The organism is bacterium, assembly GCA_035307765.1.
Classification (GTDB): Bacteria; Sysuimicrobiota; Sysuimicrobiia; order Sysuimicrobiales; family Segetimicrobiaceae; genus Segetimicrobium.
Genome location: DATGHU010000011.1, coordinates 45724 through 63767, shown reverse-complemented (window position 1 = coordinate 63767; position 18044 = coordinate 45724). Strand labels below are relative to the sequence as shown.

Genomic DNA, 18044 nt, shown 5'->3' with positions numbered 1-18044 from the left:
GCGTCCGGTTTGCGTCGCAATTTCGTGCAGAGTATAATCGCACCATGCATTCGGTGCTCACCGGGGCCCGCGCGGCGGACGGCACGGCCGAACGGCGGGACGCTGCGGTGGGCGCGCGACAGCTGGTGCTGCTGGCCAACAGCCCCGGCGAGGTCTCCTACCTGGCGATCCCGATGGCCCACGCGGCGAAGGCCTGGGCGAACTCGAGGGGCCTCCCTCTGGCCGTCTCCTTGATTCTCCCTCCGTGCCAGTGGGCGAGCGGGCAGGAGGCCGCGGTCGCGCGCGCCGCGGCGGTGTTTGACCGCATCTTCAGCCCGCGCGAGTGTCTCGCCTTTGCCGCCCGGCTGCGGCGGTTTCCCTCCGCCGGGCCCGGGTGCGTGCTGCACTTCGGCGGCGACCTCTGGTACTCGGCGACCCTGGCGCGGCGGTTCCGGTTTGCCGTCTTCGCCTACGTCGAGGCCACGCACCCGATCCGGAGCCGCGCCCGCTGGTTCGAGCGGGTGTTCCTCCCCACGCCGTCTCTGGGCGAGCGCCTGACCGCCCTCGGGGTCCCCTCCCGGCGGCTGGCCGTCGTCGGCGACCTTCGCGTGCAGCATCTGCAGTCGGTCCGGGCCGCCGCGCCCCGCGTGCGGTCGGGATCCCGCGTCGCGCTGTTCCCCGGCAGCCGCCGCTGGATCGCCGGCATCGCGCTGCCGTTCATCCGCGACCTCGTCCCGGCGATGCGGGCGCTGCGCCCCGACCTCCGGTTCTCGCTGATGGCCTCGCCGTTTCTCTCCCGCGAGAACTTTGCGCGGGCCCTCACCCGCCGCGGCACCTCGCTGGATGATCTTGGGATCGACCTCATCGAGCACGACCGGTTGAGCGCGATGGCCGAGTGCGGGCTCGCGCTGACCTATCCCGGCACGAACAACGACGAGTTGGCGATCCTCGGGGTGCCGATGATCGTCTTGGTGCCCTTGGCGCGGATGACGTCGATCCGCACCCCGGGGCTGAGCGAGTGGCTCGGCCGGATCCCGGGGCTCGCGCACCTCGTGAAGGCCATCGTCGTCGGGCAGTATCTCCGCCGCCACCGGCTGCTGGCGTGGCCGAACCAGCACGCCGGACGGATGCTCGTCCCGGAACTGGTGGGGCGCCTCGTCCCCGCCGAGGTGGCCCGGCAGGCGGTGGCGATGCTCGAGGACCAGCCCGGCTTGACGAAGATGTCCGAGGAGCTGCGCGGGCTGTACGCCGCGCCCGTCTCCCCGGCCGCGCGGATGCTGGAGGAGATGGCGCCGTTCTTGGACCGCCACCCGGGTGATCACGCGGCGTGAGCCTCGGGCGAATCCTGGTCGTCAGCAACGGGTACGGGGAAGACGTCGGTGCCGCGGAAGTGATTCGAGCGCTGCCGCTTCACGACGTCGAGGTTTCCGTGTACCCGCTGGTCGGGCTCGGCCATCTGTACCCTGCCGGCATCCGCCTGCTCGACCCCCGCCGGAACTTCCCTAGCCGGGGCTTCGGCCTGCGCGCGGGGTGGGGGACCCTGCGCACCCTCCGCGAAGATCTATCCAGTGGGTGGCTGGGGTTTTGGCGGGCCCAGCGGCGGTCGCTGCGCACGCAGCGGGGGCACGCCGATCTCGTCGTGGCGGTCGGAGACGTTTACTGCCTCGCCATGGCCAGCTTGGCGCGGCGGCCGGTGGTGTTCCTGGCCGCTCCCAAATCCGAGCACATCGCCCCGCACACGCCGCTTGAGCTGTGGATGATCCGCAGGCTGGCCTGCCAGGTGTTCACGAGGGATGAGGTGACCGCGGCGGCGCTCAGGCGGCGGGGGGTGCGTGCGGAGTTTCTTGGATTTTGGGTGATGGACGCCCTGCAGTTCACGGGCGAGGACTTCGGGCTCGCCCCCGCCCGCCCGGTGATCACGATCCTCCCCGGCAGCAAGCCTCCCGCGTTCGACAACCTCGGCGCGCTTCTCCGGGCGACGAACGCCGCCGCCCGATTGGTCACGGCCCCTCCCGCCGTCATCCTGGCGTGGTCGCCCCAGCTGTCCACGGATCGGCTGGCCGAGGTCGTCACCGCCTCGGGGGGGGTGTGGCTCGCCCCCCGGCGCTTCCGGTTCGAGGAGATCGAGGTGATGGTCGTCACCGACCGCTACGGCGACGCCCTCAGGCGGGCGACGGCCGTCCTCGGCATGGCGGGGGCGGCGCACGAGCAGGCGGCCGGGCTGGGCAAGCCCGTCGTCGCCTTCCCGGGGAGCGGTCCGCAGTTCACGCCGAGCTTCCTCGAGGAGCAGCAGCGGCTGCTGGGGGACGCGCTGGTGGCGACGTCCGATTGGGCGGAGGCCGGCCGCGCGCTGGCGGCCCTGCTCGGGGATCAGGGCGAGCGCGAGCGTCGGGGCCGGATCGGCCGCGAGCGCCAGGGGGGCGTCGGCGCGGCCGCCGCGATCGCCCGGTACTTGCTCGATCGGCTGACCGCCCCGCGGCTCAGCGCGTAGGTGACCCCGCACCGGGAGCGCCGGTGGATCGTCGTCCTGCTGCTGGCGTCGGCCTGCTTGGATCTGTACCGGCTCGGCGCGCCCGCCCTCTTCGACCAGGACGAGAGCGAGTACGCCCAGATCGCGGTGGAGATGGTCCAGACCGGCGATCCGGTGACCCTCCACGTCAACGGCCATCCCTGGTTCGTGCACCCCCCGCTCTATATGTGGTTGGTCGCGGCGACAGGCCGCGCGCTGGGGTTCTCGGAGTGGACCGTGCGGATCTGGTCCGTGCTCTTCAGCCTGCTCGCCGTGTACGCGACCGTGCTGCTGGGCCGCGCGCTGTTCGATGGCCGGGTGGGGCTGATCGCGGGGGCGATCCTCGCGGTGACCCTGCAGTTCCTGGGACAGTCCCGGCTGGCCGTGTTCGACACGGTCCTGCTGGCGTGGATGCTCCTGGCATTTCACGCTTTCCTCCAGGGGTATCGGTCGGGGCGGCGCGCGGACTACCTGCGGTGCTTTCTGTTTGCCGGGCTGGCCACGCTGACCAAAGGCCCCATCGGCGCGCTCCTCCCGGGACTGGTCATCGTCGCCTTCGTCACCCTGCGCCGAGGGTGGGCCCGATGGCGGGAAGTTCCGTGGGGGGCGGGGGTCGCGGTGTACGCGATCGTGGGGCTCTCCTGGTACGCCGCGGAGACGGTGCGGCACGGCGGGGCGTTCCTGGTCTCAAACGTCGGCTACTATATGGTCGGCCGGTTCTTCGGGGTCGTCGAGAAGCACTCCGCCCCCTGGTACTTCTATCTGCCAGTGGCGGCCTTGGGGGGGCTTCCCTGGACGGCCTTTTGGCCGGACGCGGCGCGCCTGCACCTCCGGCAGTGGCGGAGCGCGGACGGCAGCCTGGTCGTGCTGTTGTGGACGGCCATCCCCGTGCTTTTCTACACGGCGGCACAGACCAAGCTTCCCGGCTACATCATGCCGATCTTCCCGTTTGCGGCGATCGGGGTGGCGGCGTTCTGGGGGCCGATCCTTGAGCGGGGCGGCGCCGATCCTCGGGTGACGCGCGCGCTCGGCTGGCTGCTGGGGTTCGTCGTGGTGCTGCTGGGGGCGGCCTGGGCGGTCCTGGGAGCCCTGTACCCCGGGCCGCTGCGCGCGGCCGGCGGCGACCTGCTCCTGACCGCCGCGACGCTCGTGGTCGGGCTGGCCGCCGCGCTCGTCGCCGGCCGGCGCGGGAGCAGCCGGGCCGCTTTCGCGCTGGTGTGCGCGGCGCTGGCGGCGACGTGGGTCGCGGTGCTGACCTGGGTGCTGCCGCTGGCGGAGGCCCAGAAGCCGATCAGGCCGCTGGCGTCGGCGATCGACGCGACGCTCCGGCCGGGCGACCGGATCGTCGCGTACCGGATGAACACCGCGACCTCGCTGATCTACTACACGGGGCACCGGGTCGAGTGGGCCGAGATGCCGGGCGAGCTGCGCCGCGATCTCTGCGCGCCCGGCCGGGTATTCCTCGTCATCACCCGGGACGAGTTGGCGAGGCTCCCGTGGGAGCCGCCCCCGCTCGAGCCGGTGGCGCAGCGGGTGGGGACCCTGGTGCTCGAGAAGCCCGCGGCGCTCCGCTGCGCAGCGTCGTCGGGGCGGATCGGGCCGCGTTACGTCGTCTCGGCCTGGCTGCCGTCCTCCCGGCCCGCCTCGGAGCGGCGTCCCCCATCCCCGGCCAACGCCCGGAAGACCCCTTCATAGTAGGCTTCCCAGACCATGTGGTTCGTGCACTCGCTCAGGATCCAGTGCCACCCCCGTCGCTCCGCGCGGGGGAGCAGCCAGCGGATGGGGGCGGTGACCAGCGGGGTCCGGTAGACCAGCCATTTGAACGGCAGCAGCAGCGGGGCGATCTCGAGCAGCATCCCCAACCGGAACGGCCGGCCGTGCTTCTGCCAGAAGTACACCGCGCTCCGCCCGCCCTCGCGCAGCTTCCGCCGCAGCCCCTCCAGGTCCTGGATCTGGTAGTGGTCCCCGGTCGCCCGGGGTTCGTACCGGAACGTCACCCCCCGCGCGCGCAGGCGCCAGGCCAGCTCGATGTCCTCCCAGCCGTATCCGCCAAACCCCTCATCGAAGCCGCCGGCGGCGATGAACTCGTCGCGCAGCAGGGAGAGGTTGCGGGTGCTGATGCGGAACGGCGAGATGTCGTTCGGCCGGGGCGGGGGGAGCTCGAGGCGGATCTCCCGCGCCCGCATGAACGGCGTGACGAGTGAATCGGGATGGGTGCGGCTGGCCCCCTGGACCCCCAGCCGCGCGGCGGAGGGCGGGTAGTGCTTGGCGTGCTCGGCGAGGAGGGTCGGCTCCGCCCAGAAGTCGGAGTCGAGGAACACCAGCACCCGGCCCGAGGACGCCCGGACGCCGGCGTTGCGGGCGGCGGCGCGGCCCCGGTTGGCCTGTGCCAGATACCGGATCGGGACCGGGCTGCGCAGATCGCGGATCATCTCGGCGGTCCCGTCGGTGGATCCATCGTCGATCACCACGATCTCGTAGCGGTCGCGGGGGAAGTCCTGCCCGACCTGCCGGACCAGGGCCTCGCGGAGGACCTCGCGGTTGTTGTACGTGGGGATGATGACGCTGCAGTCCATGGGCTAGGTGGCGCGCGCGTCCCGCGAGCGGCGCGCCCGGCGCGCGTCCGGCTCCGGCTCCCGCAGCGCCCGGAACACCCCCTCGTAGTAGGCCTCCCAGGTGAGGTGCGTGTAGGCGGCAAACGCGAGCGACCACCAGCGGTGGGCTTCGGCGTGGGGGAGGAGCCGGCGCATCAGCGGCGTGAAGAGGGGGGTGCGGAAGACCAGCCACTTCAGCGGAAGCATGAGCGGGGCGATTTCCAAGAAGATGCCGAGCCGAAAAGCCCGGCGGTGCTTCCGCCAAAGGTAGACCGCGCCCGCGCCGGCCTGCCCGAATTTGCGCCGGACGCTCTCCAGCGTCTCGACGTGATAGTGGTACCCGAGCGCCCCCCCGTCGTAGAGAAACGTGCCCCCGCAGGCCCGGAGGCGCAGTGCCAGGTCGAGGTCCTCCCACCCGTATTCGGTGAAGTTCTCGTCGAACCCGCCGAGCCCCTCGAGATCCGCGCGCAGCATCGAGAAGTTTCGCCCGACGACGTGGAACGGTGAGAGGGCGTGCGACCCGCGGTCGGGAGGATCGAGCCGCACCCGGTCGCGCATGAACGGGGTGACCAGGGCGTCGGGATGCGTACGCGTCGCTCCCTGCACCCAGAGGCGGCGGGCTTCCGGCGGATAGTGCGCGTGGTGCGCGGCGACGAGCTGGGGGGTCGCCCAGAAATCGGCGTCGATGAACACGAGGGTCCGCCCCCGCGCGGCCCGGGCGCCCGTGTTGCGCGCGGCCGCCAGCCCCCGCGGCGGCTGGGCGAGGTACCGGATCGGGGCCGCGCCGCGGAGCCCGCGCACCATCTCTGCCGTCCCGTCGGTCGAGCCGTCGTCGACCACGATGATCTCGTACCGATCGGGCGGGAAGGCCTGCCCGAGCTGCGCCGCAATCGTCTCGCGCAGGACCTCGCGGTTGTTACGCGTCGGGATGATGACGCTGGCGTCCATGGGTTCCGGAGGCCGTCTCCCCGTCCAGGAGGCGGGCGAAGTAGCGCTCCCGCAGCACGCCCGCCAACATGACGCGGCCGAGCCCGGAGAGTCCCCACCGCCGTGTCCGCGCCACCCACGCCACGATGTTGCCGGCGTGGAGGGCGCCGAACCCCCGCTGCAGGGCGTTGAGGCAGTAGTGCATCGGGGTGAGCGAGATCGCGAACCTCGCCTCCACCGTGCGATGCTTGGCGAAGAAATGCCGCGCGGTCCAGGCGCGCTCCTCTTCCTTGGCCAAGAGATCGGACAGCGTCTCCGCCGACACCTCGGGGCGGTAGTGGTACAGGGCGGCGTCCCGCCGGAAGACCCGCCGCAGGCCGAGCGCCCTGAGGCGGAACCCCAGATCGAGGCCCTCCCACCCGTAGGGCGAGAAGGACTCGTCGAACAGGCCGGCGCGCAGCAGATCGCTCCGCCGCACCGACGCGTTGTCCGTGTCGAAGTACGCGGTGGACAGGTCCAGGATGCCGCCCCGCGCCTCGAACGGCCGGTCGAGCGCGTGCGTGATGATCACCGGGCCGCGGCCGATCACGTTGGGCCCGCGCCGATGGCAGTCCCGGTGGGCGGCGAGAAACGATGCCGGGGCGAGTTCATCGCTGTCCACGAAGACGATGAGGTCCCCGCGGGCCTCCTGGATCGCCCGGTTCCGGGCGGCGGGAATCCCGGCGTGCTGCCCGAGCCGGAACATCCGGACCTCGCAGGCCGCGGCGCGCCGCGCCGCCTCGACGACCGCCGGGGTGTCGTCGGTCGACCCGTCGTCGACGATCAGGATCTCGTACCGCGCGGGGTCGAGCGACTGCCGGATGAGTGTGTCGAGGCAGCGGGCCAGCACCGGCGCGCGGTCGCGGGTCGGGGTGACGACGCTGATCTCGACCGTCATGGAGCGGCGGCGGGGGTGCGGTCGGTCTCCTCGATGAGTTGCGCCCGCACCAGCCGGCTGTACGGCCCGTCCCGGGCGGCGAGGTCGTCGTGGCGCCCGATCTCAGCCACTTCACCGTCCAGCAGCACGACGATGCGGTGCGCGCTGCGCACGGTGGAGAGCCGGTGGGCGATGATGAAGGTCGTCCGCTGCTCGGTGAGCCGTTCCATCGCCTGCTGGATCGCCTCCTCCGATTCCGCGTCCAGCGCGGAGGTGGCCTCGTCCAGGATGAGGATCGCCGGATCGTTCAGCACCGCCCGCGCCAGCGCCAGCCGCTGCCGCTGTCCTCCCGACAGCTGCGTGCCGCCCTCGCCTAGGTGGGTGTGGTACCCGTCGGGCAGCCTGGAGATGAAGTCGTGCGCGGCGGCGACGCGCGCCGCGTCCTCGATCTCCTTTAGCGGGGCGTCCGGACGCCCGTAGGCGATGTTGTCGGCGACCGTGCCGGCGAACAGCACGGTCTCCTGCGGCACCAGCCCGATCTGCCGGCGGAGCGAGGCGGTCTGCACCCCGCGCAGGTCGTGGTCATCGACCTCGATCGTCCCCTCGGTGGGATCGTAGAATCGGGGGATGAGGTTCACCAGGCTGCTCTTGCCCGCCCCGCTCGGCCCGACCACGGCGATGTGCTCGCCGGGGTGGACGTCCAGCGAGATGTTCCGCAGCGCCCACCGGTCCGGCTCGTAGGCGAGGGAGATGTTGCGGAAGCGGACTCGCCCGCTGAGCCGCTTGAGGCGTACGGCGTGGGGGGGCTGGATGACCGTTTCCGGGACGTCCAGCAACTCGAAGACCCGGACGACCCCCGCCATCGCCTGCCGCGACTCGGAGTAGTACCGGAGCAGGCTGGCCGCCGGGTCCATCGCCAGGGCGAGGTACGCCAGGAACGACACCAGGCCGCCGGGGGTCATCTGGCCGGCGGAGACGTACTTCACCCCGGCCCACAGGACAAAGATCAACCCAAACGCGTTGAGGATGCTGACGAGCGAGATCTCGAGCGCGATCAGCCGCCGGATCCGGTAGTTCTCCTCGAAGGTGCGCTCGTTTTCCAGGCCGAAGCGGCCCTCCTCCCGCGTCTCCTGGACGAAGGCGCGGATGATCCGCGCCCCCGTGATCGATTCCTTGATCACCCCGGTTAGGGCGGCGATGCGGCTCTGGGCCCGCGTGGAGCCCTGCTGCACCTCGTGCCCGAAGACCCGCGCCGCGACGATCAGCGCGCCGATCGTGCCGAAGGTGAGGAGCGCGAGGCGCCACTGGATGAGGAACAAGGCGACGACGACGCCGACGACCAGCAGCCCCGTCGTCAGCAGATCGGTCAAGCCGTTGAGCAGCCGGGATTCGACGAGCTGGGTGTCCTGGATCGTCCGGGAGATCACCTCGCCGCTGTGCCAGGTGATGAAGCGGTCGAGCGACCAGCGCTGCACCTGGCGGAAGGCCGCGAGGCGAAGGTCCGCCACGAGGCGGTGGCCGACGAACGCGAGCAGCGAGAGCTGGATGTACAGACAGACGCTGCGGAAGATGTAGATGGCGAGGATGACCAGCGCGGCGCCGTTGAGGACGGCGAAGTTCCCGTGGGTCTTGATGATGGCGTCGATCTGATACCCCACGTACCGCGGCACGTACAGCCACGCCACGGCAACGAGGATCGCGGCGACGAGGCCTCCGACCAGCTGTACCATGTACGGCCGGAGATACCCGGCGAGCCGTCGGATCTCCGCCATGGTGCCTATTATACATCATCTCTCCGGCAGGGGCAGGTGCAGTCGCAGAGAACCACCTCCTAGCGGGGACGGGGAGAGAGGACGCGCAGATGCAACCACCGCCCGAGATCTTTCGCGAGTACGACATCCGCGGCGTCGTTGGGCGCGAGCTCGACGCCGAGGCCGCGGAGACGATCGGTCGGGCGTTCGGCACCTACTTGGCCTCCGCCGGCGTTCGGCGAGCGGCGGTCGGCCACGACAATCGGACGAGCTCGTCCTTGCTCTACGAGGCCGCGATCCGAGGGCTGACCGCGACCGGATGCGACGTGCTCACGATCGGGCTGGCCGTGACCCCGATGCTGTACTTTGCGCTCCGGCACCTCGGCGTCGAGGGCGGCATCATGGTGACGGCGTCGCACAACCCCCCGGAGTTCAACGGGTTCAAGTTGTGCTGCGGCCCCGGCACCCTCTACGGGTCGCAGATCCAGGAGGTCCGGGCACTGGCGGAGGCGGGTCGATTCCGGCAGGGCTCCGGGGCCGTCGAGGAGCGCGAGATCCTCTCCGCCTACGCCGGGATGCTGCGCGAGCGAATCCATCTCGGCCCGCGCCGCCTGCGGGTGGTGGCGGATTGCGGGAACGGCACCGCGGGGGCGTTCGTCCCCGAGATCCTCCGCGCCTGGGAGGTCGACGTCGTGCCCCTCTACTGCGATCTCGACCCGTCGTTCCCGCACCACCACCCCGATCCGGTGGACCCGCACAACCTCGGCGATCTGATTCGCGTCGTCGCCGAGTCCCGGGCGGACGTGGGGTTGGGGTTCGACGGCGACGGCGATCGGCTCGGCGTCGTGGACGACCGAGGCGGGATCCTGTGGGGAGACCTGCTGATGGTCCTCTACTGGCGCGAGGTGCTGGCCGCCCATCCCGGCGCGGTGGCGCTCGTGGAGGTTAAGTGCTCGCAGGCGCTCGTCGACGAGATCCGCCGGCTGGGGGGCCGGCCGCAGTTCACCCAGACCGGGCACTCGTTGATCAAGGCCAAAATGCGCGAGCTCGGGGCGGTGTTCGCCGGGGAGATGTCCGGGCACATGTTCTTCGCCGACGAGTACTACGGCTTCGACGATGCGATCTACGCCGCCGGCCGGCTGCTGCGGATCCTGTCCCGCGCGGACCGCCCGCTCTCGGCGATCGCCGGGGAGATCCCCAGATACTACGCTACCCCCGAGACGAGGGTCGCCTGTCCCGACGGGCGCAAGCAGCCGGTGGTGGCCGCGCTGACCCGGGAGTTCAAGGAGCGCTACGAGGTGATCGATATCGACGGGGTGCGGGTGCTGTTTCCCGACGGCTGGGGCCTCGTGCGCGCCAGCAACACCCAGCCCGTGCTGGTCGTCCGCGCGGAAGGGACGACTCCCGCGGCGCTGGAGCGCATCAAAGCCGTCCTGGAGCAGGCGCTCCGCCGGTATCCCGAGGCCGCCCCGCTCAGCTGGTAGCCCGGAGGATGCGGAGGCTCTCGCGGACGCCGCTTGTGGTCAGGCGGTGGCTTGCGCTTGTCGCCAGCGCGATCCTGGCCGTCTCCTGGGGTCTCCCGACATCCTCGGCATCTTTTCGGGATTCGGCGGTTCCCGCTCCGCCCTCTGTTCCGACCGGCGAGCTGACGATCACCGCCGACCGGATCGAGTACAACTCGTTGACCAAGGTCGCGACGGCCGACGGCCACGTTCGCGCAGAGGGAAGCGGTTCGGTGCTGACCGCGGACCACCTCGAAGCGAACACGGAGACGCAGGACGCGGTCGCCTCGGGGCACATCACGCTCAAGTCGAGTGGGAACAGCGCGACCGGGTCGCTCCTCAAGTACAACTTCGGGACCCATGTCGGCCACATGGAGCAGATGGAGGGGTCGTATCCCCCCTGGCACGTTACCGGTCAGGTGATCGACGTCGCGCCGGCGCAGGATGTCGCGCAGGGCGCCTCGCTCACCCCCTGCGATCCCAGCCGGCCGATCTTCAAGATCGCCGCCCGGAAGATCGTGATCGTGCCAAACGACCACTTCACCGCCTACGACGCCTCGATCTACGTCGCGGGCATCCGGATCATCACGCTCCCGGTGTACACGAGCACGCTCGGCAGGCGGAGCGGCCCCACCTTCGGGTTCAGCACGTCGGATGGGCTGTATCTGGAATACCTCCATTCGTTCCCGGTCGGAGAGGCGCACGACGATTTCCGGGTCCGGCTCGCCACGGGCACCGGGCTCTCCGCGGAGAACCTGCTGTTCGATCGGGTGGCCGGTCACACGTGGAGCCTGGATCTGGGGCGGCACCCCACGACCGACACCAACGGCAACCTCGTCAACATCGACCGGTACTCGCTCGACCTGGAGTACGATCGTGCGCAGATCCCCGGGGCGCCGATCGCCGTGCAGTTTGAGGCGCACGGTGGGTACTATCATGAACTCTCCACCGGCATCAGCACCAGCCGCGCCGAGGGCCTGCTGAGCGTCAGCAGCGACACGTTCCGGCTCTCGCCGAGCCTGTACTTCAGCGCCGGCGGCCAGGCGCGGTTCGACGCCTACGGGACGGGGCAGCAGCGCACGATCATCGAGGAATCCGCCGCGCTCTCCGATACGCTCAACCTCCGGTCCTCGGCGTCCTTGTCCTACAGCGGGGTGGCGGTGGCCGGGACGACGCCCTTTTCGTTCGACGCGATCGGGCCCAGCAGCACGACGTCGCTGAGCTACAGCTATTCGTTCGGGGGCTTCGTGCAGTCCGCCGGGGTGAGCCTCACGTACGACTTCCTCGCCCAGCAAACCAGTACCGGGCTGAACGTGGCGATGAGCGTCAGCCCGGACGTCGCGTTCAACGTCTCTGCATATTACAACCTGACCACGCAGCAGCTGACCGAGGTCGATTACGCGGTCAACGTCCGGTGTGATTGCGTGACGGTGGGACTCGTCTACCGGTCGTTCCCGCAGAACCCGGGCGGCAACAGCCTGATGTTCACGGTCGGGCTGAACGTCTTCCCGGGGAACAACGTTGGGTTCTCGGGCTCGGGCGTTTCGTTCTGACGTCTGGAAAGGACTCTTCCGCGGTACCTAGAAGCTGATGCATATGCCCAGGGTGTGTGTGGCGATCGGCGTGCTCGCCGTCGTGGTCGGGTTGTTGGCGCCGGCCCGCGCGGACCTGCCGGTTGCCTCCGTCGAGGCGCTTCGCCCCATCTTCGGCCGGATGCTGGGCGACCCGCCGGTGATGCGGATGGATGTGGTTCCCGATCTCTACGAGGGCGGATACGCTCGGGTGAGCGTGTACGCGCAGCGGGCGGCCGTGGGGGGAATGCGTGTCGACGAGTTGTGGATACGGTTGACGGGCGCGAGTGTTGATCCGGCCGAGCTCCGCCAGGGCACGCTTAAGGTGCTGCGCGTGCTGGACAGCGGCCTCTACGGCAAGGTCAACCTGGCCAGCGTCGAGGCGTTCCTCGAGGCGCAGGGGACCGTGCGGGACGTGAAGCTGACGCAGGACAGCGACCTGATCGATGCCAAGGGGACCATGTTGCTCAGTGGGGCTCTCGTGCGCGTGCGGATGCGGGGGGTGTTTCAGGTATCGGGAGACCCCGAGATCTACTTTCACATCGAATCGCTGTTTGTGAATTCGCTGCCGCTGCCCACCGCCGTCGTCGACCGCCTGGAGCGGTCGATGAATCCCGTGGTCGATTTCCGCACCTGGCCGGTGGCGTTCAAGATCCGTTCGCTCCGGTCGACGCCCGACGGGTTCGTCTTGAGCAGCCTGCGTGACTTCGCCCAGCCATGCAATGACTGCGGAGGCCCGGAGCTTCGGCTGGCGCCATGAAGTCGGCATTCCAAGCGTTTCACGCGCGCCTGGCGCGCGGGCCCCTGCTGTGCGATGGGGCTATGGGGACCCTCCTCTACGCGCGGGGGGTGGAGTTCGATCGATGTTTCGACGCGCTCAACCTCACCGATCGGGAGCGCGTCCTCAACGTCCACCTCGATTACCTCCGCGCCGGTGCCGAGATGATCGAGACGAACACCTTCGGGGCCAATCCGGTGAAGCTTGGGGTGCACGGGCTCGGCGAGCGCGTCCGCGACGTGAACTGGCACGGGGCGAAGATTGCGAAGGAGGCCCGCGACATCATCGGGCAGTCCGTGTGGATCGCCGGATCGATCGGGCCGCTCGGAAAGCCCGTCGCGCCGTTCGGGCGGATCAGCGCCGAAGAGACGCGTCAGGCGTTTCGCGCCCAGATCGACGCCCTCGTCGAGGGGGGCGTCGATGTTCTGATCCTGGAGACCTTCACCGATCTGGCGGAGCTGTTGGAGGCGGTCTCGGCCGCCCGAGCCGCGTGCGACCTGCCGCTGGTTGCGCAGATCAGCTTCGCCGAGGACGGCCGCACGAAGTACGGGCATGGACCGGCTGAGGTGGTCGCGGCCCTGGAGCAGGCCGGCGTCGACGTCATCGGCGCGAACTGCAGCGTGGGGCCCGTGCCGATGTTGGAGGTCATCCAGCAGATGGCCGCGCTGGCCCGGACGCCGCTGTCGGCCCAACCCAACGCCGGGTTCCCCACCCTGGTGGAGGGGCGGTACCTCTATCTCTCTTCGCCGGAGCACATGGCGATCTACGCCCGCAAGATGGTTCAGGCCGGAGCCGTGATCATCGGTGGGTGTTGCGGCACCACCCCGGCGCATATTTCGGCGATCGGCCGCGCGATCGCCGATCTCCGCCCGGCGCCCGTTCGGCCGGCGGTGACGGTGGTGCCCGGCAGGCGTCCGGAGGAGATCACGCTTCCGGGCGATCAGCCGACCCAGCTCGCCCAGAAACTTGGACGGACATTTGTCATCAGCGTGGAGGTCGACCCCCCCAAGGGGTTGGATGCGACCAAGGACCTGGACGGGGCCCGACTGCTCAAAGAGGCGGGGGCGGACGTCATCGACGTTGGCGACAGCCCGATCGGCCGCATCCGGATGGGCGCCCTGGCGATGTGCTTCCTGATCCAGCAACAGGTCGGCATCGAGACGATCATCCACTTCACGACCCGAGACCGGAACCTGATGGGGCTGCAGGCCGATCTAATCGGGGCCCACGCCCTCGGGGTTCGCAACATCCTCGCCCTGACCGGCGAACCCCCGAGGGGAGACTACCCGAACGTGACCGCGGTCTTCGACGTGGACAGCCCGGGATTGGTGCGGATCATCAAGCGGTTCAACGAGGGGCTCGACCTTTCCGGAAAATCGATCGGCCGGCCGGCGCGCTTTCTCGCCGGGTGCGCCCTGGACATGAATCCGGGCACGCTGGACCGGGAACTGCCGAAACTCGAGCGCAAGCTGGAGGCCGGGGCGGACTTTTTCATGACCCAGCCGGTGTACGAGCCGGAGACGCTCGACCTGTTCGAGCGGCGGGTCGGGAAACTGCCTGTGCCCGTGCTGGTGGGCGTGCTTCCGCTGCAGAGCTCTCGTCACGCCGAGTTCCTGCACAACGAGGTGCCCGGCATTACCATCCCCCAATGGGTGCGCGACCGGATGGAGGCGGCGGGGAGTGCCGGCCGGGACGAAGGGCTCCGGGTCGCCCGGGAGCTGCTGGAGGCGCTCGTGGGGCGGATCGACGGCGCCTACTTCATGCCGTCGTTTGGCCGCTATGAGCTTGTCGCCGCCCTTGTCCGCGAGGTGAAGGCGCGGATCCACACGGATGCCCGGAGGGCCCGTGCGTGAGGGGGCGGGACCCTCAACTGACGTATACGCGTTGGGTGGTAATGGTCACGATGGCGCTGTACTCCGCGGGCCACGCGACGATTGGGTTCCCCCTCCTGCTGGGGGGCGCCGTCTGGCGGCTGGTGCGGCGCCGGCCGCCGCTGTGGCATTCCACCCCCCTCGACCTGCCCCTGTCCGTGTTCGGGGTCATCTTGGTGATTTCTGCCTTCGCATCCGCGTACCCGTCGCTCACCGTTCACCCGGTGATCCTCACCATCATTCCGGCGGTGGTCGTCTTCGGGTCGTTCACCTGGCTGGTCTACCACGACCCCAGCTCCAGGACGATCCTCCTGAAAGTGTGGGCGCTGGGCGCCGTCCCCGCGGCTCTCGTCGGGATGGTCGCGGCCACCGCCGCCGGCGACCACCGGGCGCAGATTCCGCCGGAGCGGATCGGGCTTGGGCCCAATGGGCTCGGGACGACGCTGTTCCTCGGCAGCCTGGTGGCACTGGGCCTCGCCTACCGGGCACGGGGCCGGGAGCGGGTGGGTTGGATTGTCTGTGGTCTTGTGACGCTGGCCGGCCTCCTGGCCACCGAATCCAGGTCGTCCCTGATCGCCTGGGTGGTGGGCACAGCCTACCTCACCTGGCGCGAGTTCCGAGACCGACCCCGCCGCATGGCGGCCGCGTTCGTCTCGACAGCGGTCGCGCTGGTGATCGGGCTCGGCCTGGCGGGAATGGTGGTGCCGGCGATCGCGGTGCGCACGCAGCACCTGTTCGGCGATTTGATCGGTGACCGGCTCCGCATTTGGCAGATCTCGTTCCAGATTTTCCGGGGGCATCCTTGGCTCGGCAGCGGGCCCGGCACGTTTCTGGTCCTGTTCAACCAGCTCAAGCCTCCCGGTGAGGAAGTGAAGTGGTCGGCGCACAACCTCTGGCTCAACTACGCGGTCGAGATGGGCGCGCTGGGGTTCCTGAGCGTGTTGTGGGTCATTCTCACCGTCTTCCGCGCCGCGGGACGCATGGGGCGCCAACTGCGGGACCCGTATCGGTCGTTGGCGACCGCGATGTGGATCGGGCTCCTGATCGACCAGTTCGGCGACAATACGCTGTTGTCGATCTCCACGCTGATGGGGTTCTGGCTGATCATCGCGCTGCTGGTCGTGCCGCTTCCGACGGGGAGCGACGACGGCGACGGGAATTGCCAGGGGGATCGGCCGGATGATACGCTGATGGTGCCGTCCGCGGCGAGGCCGATTCCCGACCACTCCCCGGCGCCCGCCGGACAGCGGAGTTATCATTAGTCGGGAGCCGCCTGGTGAGCCAGCGACGTGCGATGAGCCTGAGCGTGATCGGCACCGGCTACGTGGGCCTGGTCACATCGGCCTGCTTCGCCGATCTCGGGCACACCGTCATCGCCGTCGACCAGGACGCCGACCGGCTCAAGCTGCTCGAAGCGGGGCGGGTGCCCTTTTATGAGCCGGGGCTCGAGGACCTGCTGAAGCGCGCCCTCCGGTCCGGGCGGATCACGTTTACCACCGACACGGCCGATGCCGTCCGGAGGTCGGAAGTGATCTTCATTACCGTGGGCACCCCGTCCAGGGAGGCCGGCGACGCGGATCTCTCCGCGGTCGCCGCGGTCGCCGAGGTCATCGCCCCCGCGCTTACCGAATACCGACTGATCGTGGAGAAGAGTACGGTGCCCGCCCGGACCGGCGCCCGAATTCGGGATCAAATCCACCTGCTGACTCGAGGGGCGGTCCCGTTCGACGTCGCCTGCAACCCGGAGTTCCTGCGCGAAGGCTCCGCCGTGCATGACTTCCTGCATCCCGACCGGATCGTGTTGGGGGTGGAAAGCGAGCGGAGCGAACGATTGCTGCGGGAACTCTACGCACCGTTCGACTGTCCGGTCGTGGTGACCGATCTCAGCACCGCGGAACTGATCAAGCACGCCAGCAACGCCTTCCTCGCCATGAAGATCTCGTATATCAACGCCGTGGCGAATGTGTGCGAGCGCGTGGGGGCCGACGTGCGCATGGTCGCGGACGGTATGGGGTACGACGCGCGGATCGGCCGGGCCTACCTCGACGCCGGGGTAGGGTACGGAGGGTCCTGTTTTCCCAAGGACGTCGCGGCGTTCGTGCAGTTGGCACGTGAGGCCGGGTACGACTTCCGATTACTCGAGGAGGTCGCCCGGGTGAACGACGGGCAGCGGGACGTGCTGCTCCGTCTCCTCAAGGATGCCTTGTGGGTGATTGCGAACCGGACCGTTACGATCCTCGGCCTGGCATTCAAGCCGAACACCGACGACATGCGCGGCGCCCCCTCCGTCGCGATCCTTGAGGCGCTTCGCCGGGAAGGGGCGGTGCTGCGGGCGCACGACCCGGCGGCGGAGGCCAACGCCCGGCAGATTCTGCCCTACGTCACGTACTTTCCAGATCCCTATGAGGCGGCCCGCGGCAGCGACGCGGTGGTGGTGCTCACGGATTGGAAGGAGTTTCGTACGCTCGATCTTCCCCGTCTCAAGTCCCTGATGCGCCGCCCGGTGCTCATCGATGGCCGGAACATTCTCGATCCGCAGGCGGCGCGGGCGGCGGGGTTCCACTACGCCGGCATCGGCCGATAGGCCCGGTCCGCGCCGACACGATATACAGTGAAACGGGATGAAACGAAACGGGGGGGACTTTGGTGAAAACGAAAGTCGTGGTCACGGGTGCCGGAGGGTTTATCGGGCACCATTTGGTGAAGGCGCTCAAACAGCGGGGGTGTTGGGTGCGGGGGGTGGATGTTAAACGCCCGGAGTACGAACCGACGGCCGGCGATGAGTTTGAGGTGCTTGACCTGAGGCGGTGGGCGGATTGTCTTCAGGCGACCCGCGGGATCGACGAGTGCTACAACCTTGCGGCGAACATGGGTGGGATCGGGTTCATCACCGAGTACAAGGCGGAGATCATGCGCGACAGCGTGTTGATCAACACGCACATGATCGAGGCGGCGAGGGTCAATGGCATTCGAAAGTTCCTGTTCACCTCCTCCGCGTGTGTGTACCCGGGGTACCGGCAAAACGTCACCGATGTCACCCCCCTCAAGGAGGAGGACGCCTATCCCGCCGATGCCGAGGATGGATACGGTTGGGAGAAGCTCTTCACCGAACGAATGTGCCGCCACTATCATGAGGACTACGGCCTGAGCACCTACGTGGTCCGGTTCCACAACATCTACGGCCCGCTGGGGACGTACGATGGCGGGCGGGAGAAATCGCCCGCGGCGATCTGTCGGAAGATCGCCCTGGCACCGGACGGCGGCGAGATCGAGGTGTGGGGGGACGGCAAGCAGACTCGGTCCTATTGCTACATCGACGACTGCGTCGAGGGGATTTACCGCCTGATGCAGACCGATGAACACCAGCCGATCAACCTGGGATCGGACCGGATGGTGACCATCAATGAACTTGTCGACATCGTCGCCAGCGTCGCGGGAAAGAAAATCACCAAGCGGTACGATCTGACCAAACCGCAGGGGGTGCGCGGGCGAAACAGCGATAACACGACGCTCCGCCGCGTCTTGAACTGGGAGCCACGCGTCACCTTGGAAGAGGGTCTGGCGAAGACCTACCGGTGGATCCGTGACCAACTCGTCAAGCGGGGACGGGTCTCCGAGCCGGTGCGGCGATAGTGCCCGGACACAC

The 18044-nt window shown here is 69.2% G+C and carries 14 protein-coding genes; 10 read left to right on the top strand and 4 right to left on the bottom strand.

The genetic code is table 11. The features are described from left to right. Window positions 1–44 precede the first annotated feature (44 nt). Genes VKV57_03970 through VKV57_03960 form a run of 3 tightly spaced genes read left to right on the top strand, consistent with a single transcriptional unit; the run spans window position 45 to window position 4183 of the window. Complete coding sequence (locus VKV57_03970) at window positions 45–1310, top strand: hypothetical protein (GenBank protein ID HLW59065.1); 1266 nt, start codon at window positions 45–47, stop codon at window positions 1308–1310. Further along, window positions 1307–2470 carry a lipid-A-disaccharide synthase-related protein gene (locus VKV57_03965; GenBank protein HLW59064.1) on the top strand — a complete coding sequence of 388 codons (1164 nt, stop codon included), beginning with the start codon at window positions 1307–1309 and terminating at the stop codon, window positions 2468–2470. The genes VKV57_03970 and VKV57_03965 overlap by 4 nt, the downstream gene beginning before the upstream one ends. Beyond that, the gene (locus VKV57_03960) at window positions 2471–4183 is read left to right on the top strand and encodes a glycosyltransferase family 39 protein (GenBank protein HLW59063.1); all 1713 of its coding nucleotides are present in this window, start codon (window positions 2471–2473) and stop codon (window positions 4181–4183) included. On the opposite strand, the gene VKV57_03955 is transcribed toward VKV57_03960, so the two are convergent. The 4 genes from VKV57_03955 to VKV57_03940 are packed head-to-tail and all read right to left on the bottom strand — an operon-like array spanning window position 4093 to window position 8697. Next, window positions 4093–5064, bottom strand: a complete 972-nt coding sequence (locus tag VKV57_03955; protein HLW59062.1) for a glycosyltransferase — start codon at window positions 5062–5064, stop codon at window positions 4093–4095. The genes VKV57_03960 and VKV57_03955 overlap by 91 nt on opposite strands. Window positions 5065–5067: 3 nt before the next feature. Then, window positions 5068–6030 (bottom strand): glycosyltransferase, encoded by a 963-nt coding sequence (locus tag VKV57_03950; GenBank protein ID HLW59061.1) that lies wholly within the window; start codon window positions 6028–6030, stop codon window positions 5068–5070. Beyond that, window positions 5999–6946, bottom strand: a complete 948-nt coding sequence (locus tag VKV57_03945; GenBank protein ID HLW59060.1) for a glycosyltransferase family A protein — start codon at window positions 6944–6946, stop codon at window positions 5999–6001. The genes VKV57_03950 and VKV57_03945 overlap by 32 nt, the downstream gene beginning before the upstream one ends. Then, window positions 6943–8697, bottom strand: a complete 1755-nt coding sequence (locus tag VKV57_03940) for an ABC transporter ATP-binding protein (GenBank protein HLW59059.1) — start codon at window positions 8695–8697, stop codon at window positions 6943–6945. Before VKV57_03940 ends, VKV57_03945 begins: the two co-directional genes overlap by 4 nt. Window positions 8698–8786: 89 nt before the next feature. Here VKV57_03940 and VKV57_03935 point away from each other — a divergent pair, with 89 nt between their 5' ends. From VKV57_03935 to VKV57_03905, 7 genes are all read left to right on the top strand, one after another. Continuing rightward, on the top strand, window positions 8787–10160 hold the full coding sequence (locus VKV57_03935) for a phosphomannomutase/phosphoglucomutase (GenBank protein ID HLW59058.1): 1374 nt from the start codon (window positions 8787–8789) through the stop codon (window positions 10158–10160). Between the two features lie 8 nt (window positions 10161–10168). After that, window positions 10169–11731 (top strand): LptA/OstA family protein, encoded by a 1563-nt coding sequence (locus VKV57_03930; GenBank protein ID HLW59057.1) that lies wholly within the window; start codon window positions 10169–10171, stop codon window positions 11729–11731. Between the two features lie 37 nt (window positions 11732–11768). Then, window positions 11769–12509 (top strand): LmeA family phospholipid-binding protein, encoded by a 741-nt coding sequence (locus VKV57_03925; GenBank protein ID HLW59056.1) that lies wholly within the window; start codon window positions 11769–11771, stop codon window positions 12507–12509. Next, on the top strand, window positions 12506–14380 hold the full coding sequence (locus VKV57_03920; protein ID HLW59055.1) for a bifunctional homocysteine S-methyltransferase/methylenetetrahydrofolate reductase: 1875 nt from the start codon (window positions 12506–12508) through the stop codon (window positions 14378–14380). The genes VKV57_03925 and VKV57_03920 overlap by 4 nt, the downstream gene beginning before the upstream one ends. Continuing rightward, window positions 14377–15660, top strand: coding sequence for an O-antigen ligase family protein (locus VKV57_03915; protein ID HLW59054.1), 1284 nt, complete (start codon window positions 14377–14379; stop codon window positions 15658–15660). The genes VKV57_03920 and VKV57_03915 overlap by 4 nt, the downstream gene beginning before the upstream one ends. A gap of 14 nt (window positions 15661–15674) precedes the next feature. Then, window positions 15675–16982 (top strand): UDP-glucose/GDP-mannose dehydrogenase family protein, encoded by a 1308-nt coding sequence (locus VKV57_03910; protein ID HLW59053.1) that lies wholly within the window; start codon window positions 15675–15677, stop codon window positions 16980–16982. Window positions 16983–17044: 62 nt separating this feature from the next. Then, complete coding sequence (locus VKV57_03905; protein HLW59052.1) at window positions 17045–18031, top strand: NAD-dependent epimerase/dehydratase family protein; 987 nt, start codon at window positions 17045–17047, stop codon at window positions 18029–18031. The last annotated feature ends 13 nt before the right edge of the window (window positions 18032–18044 follow it).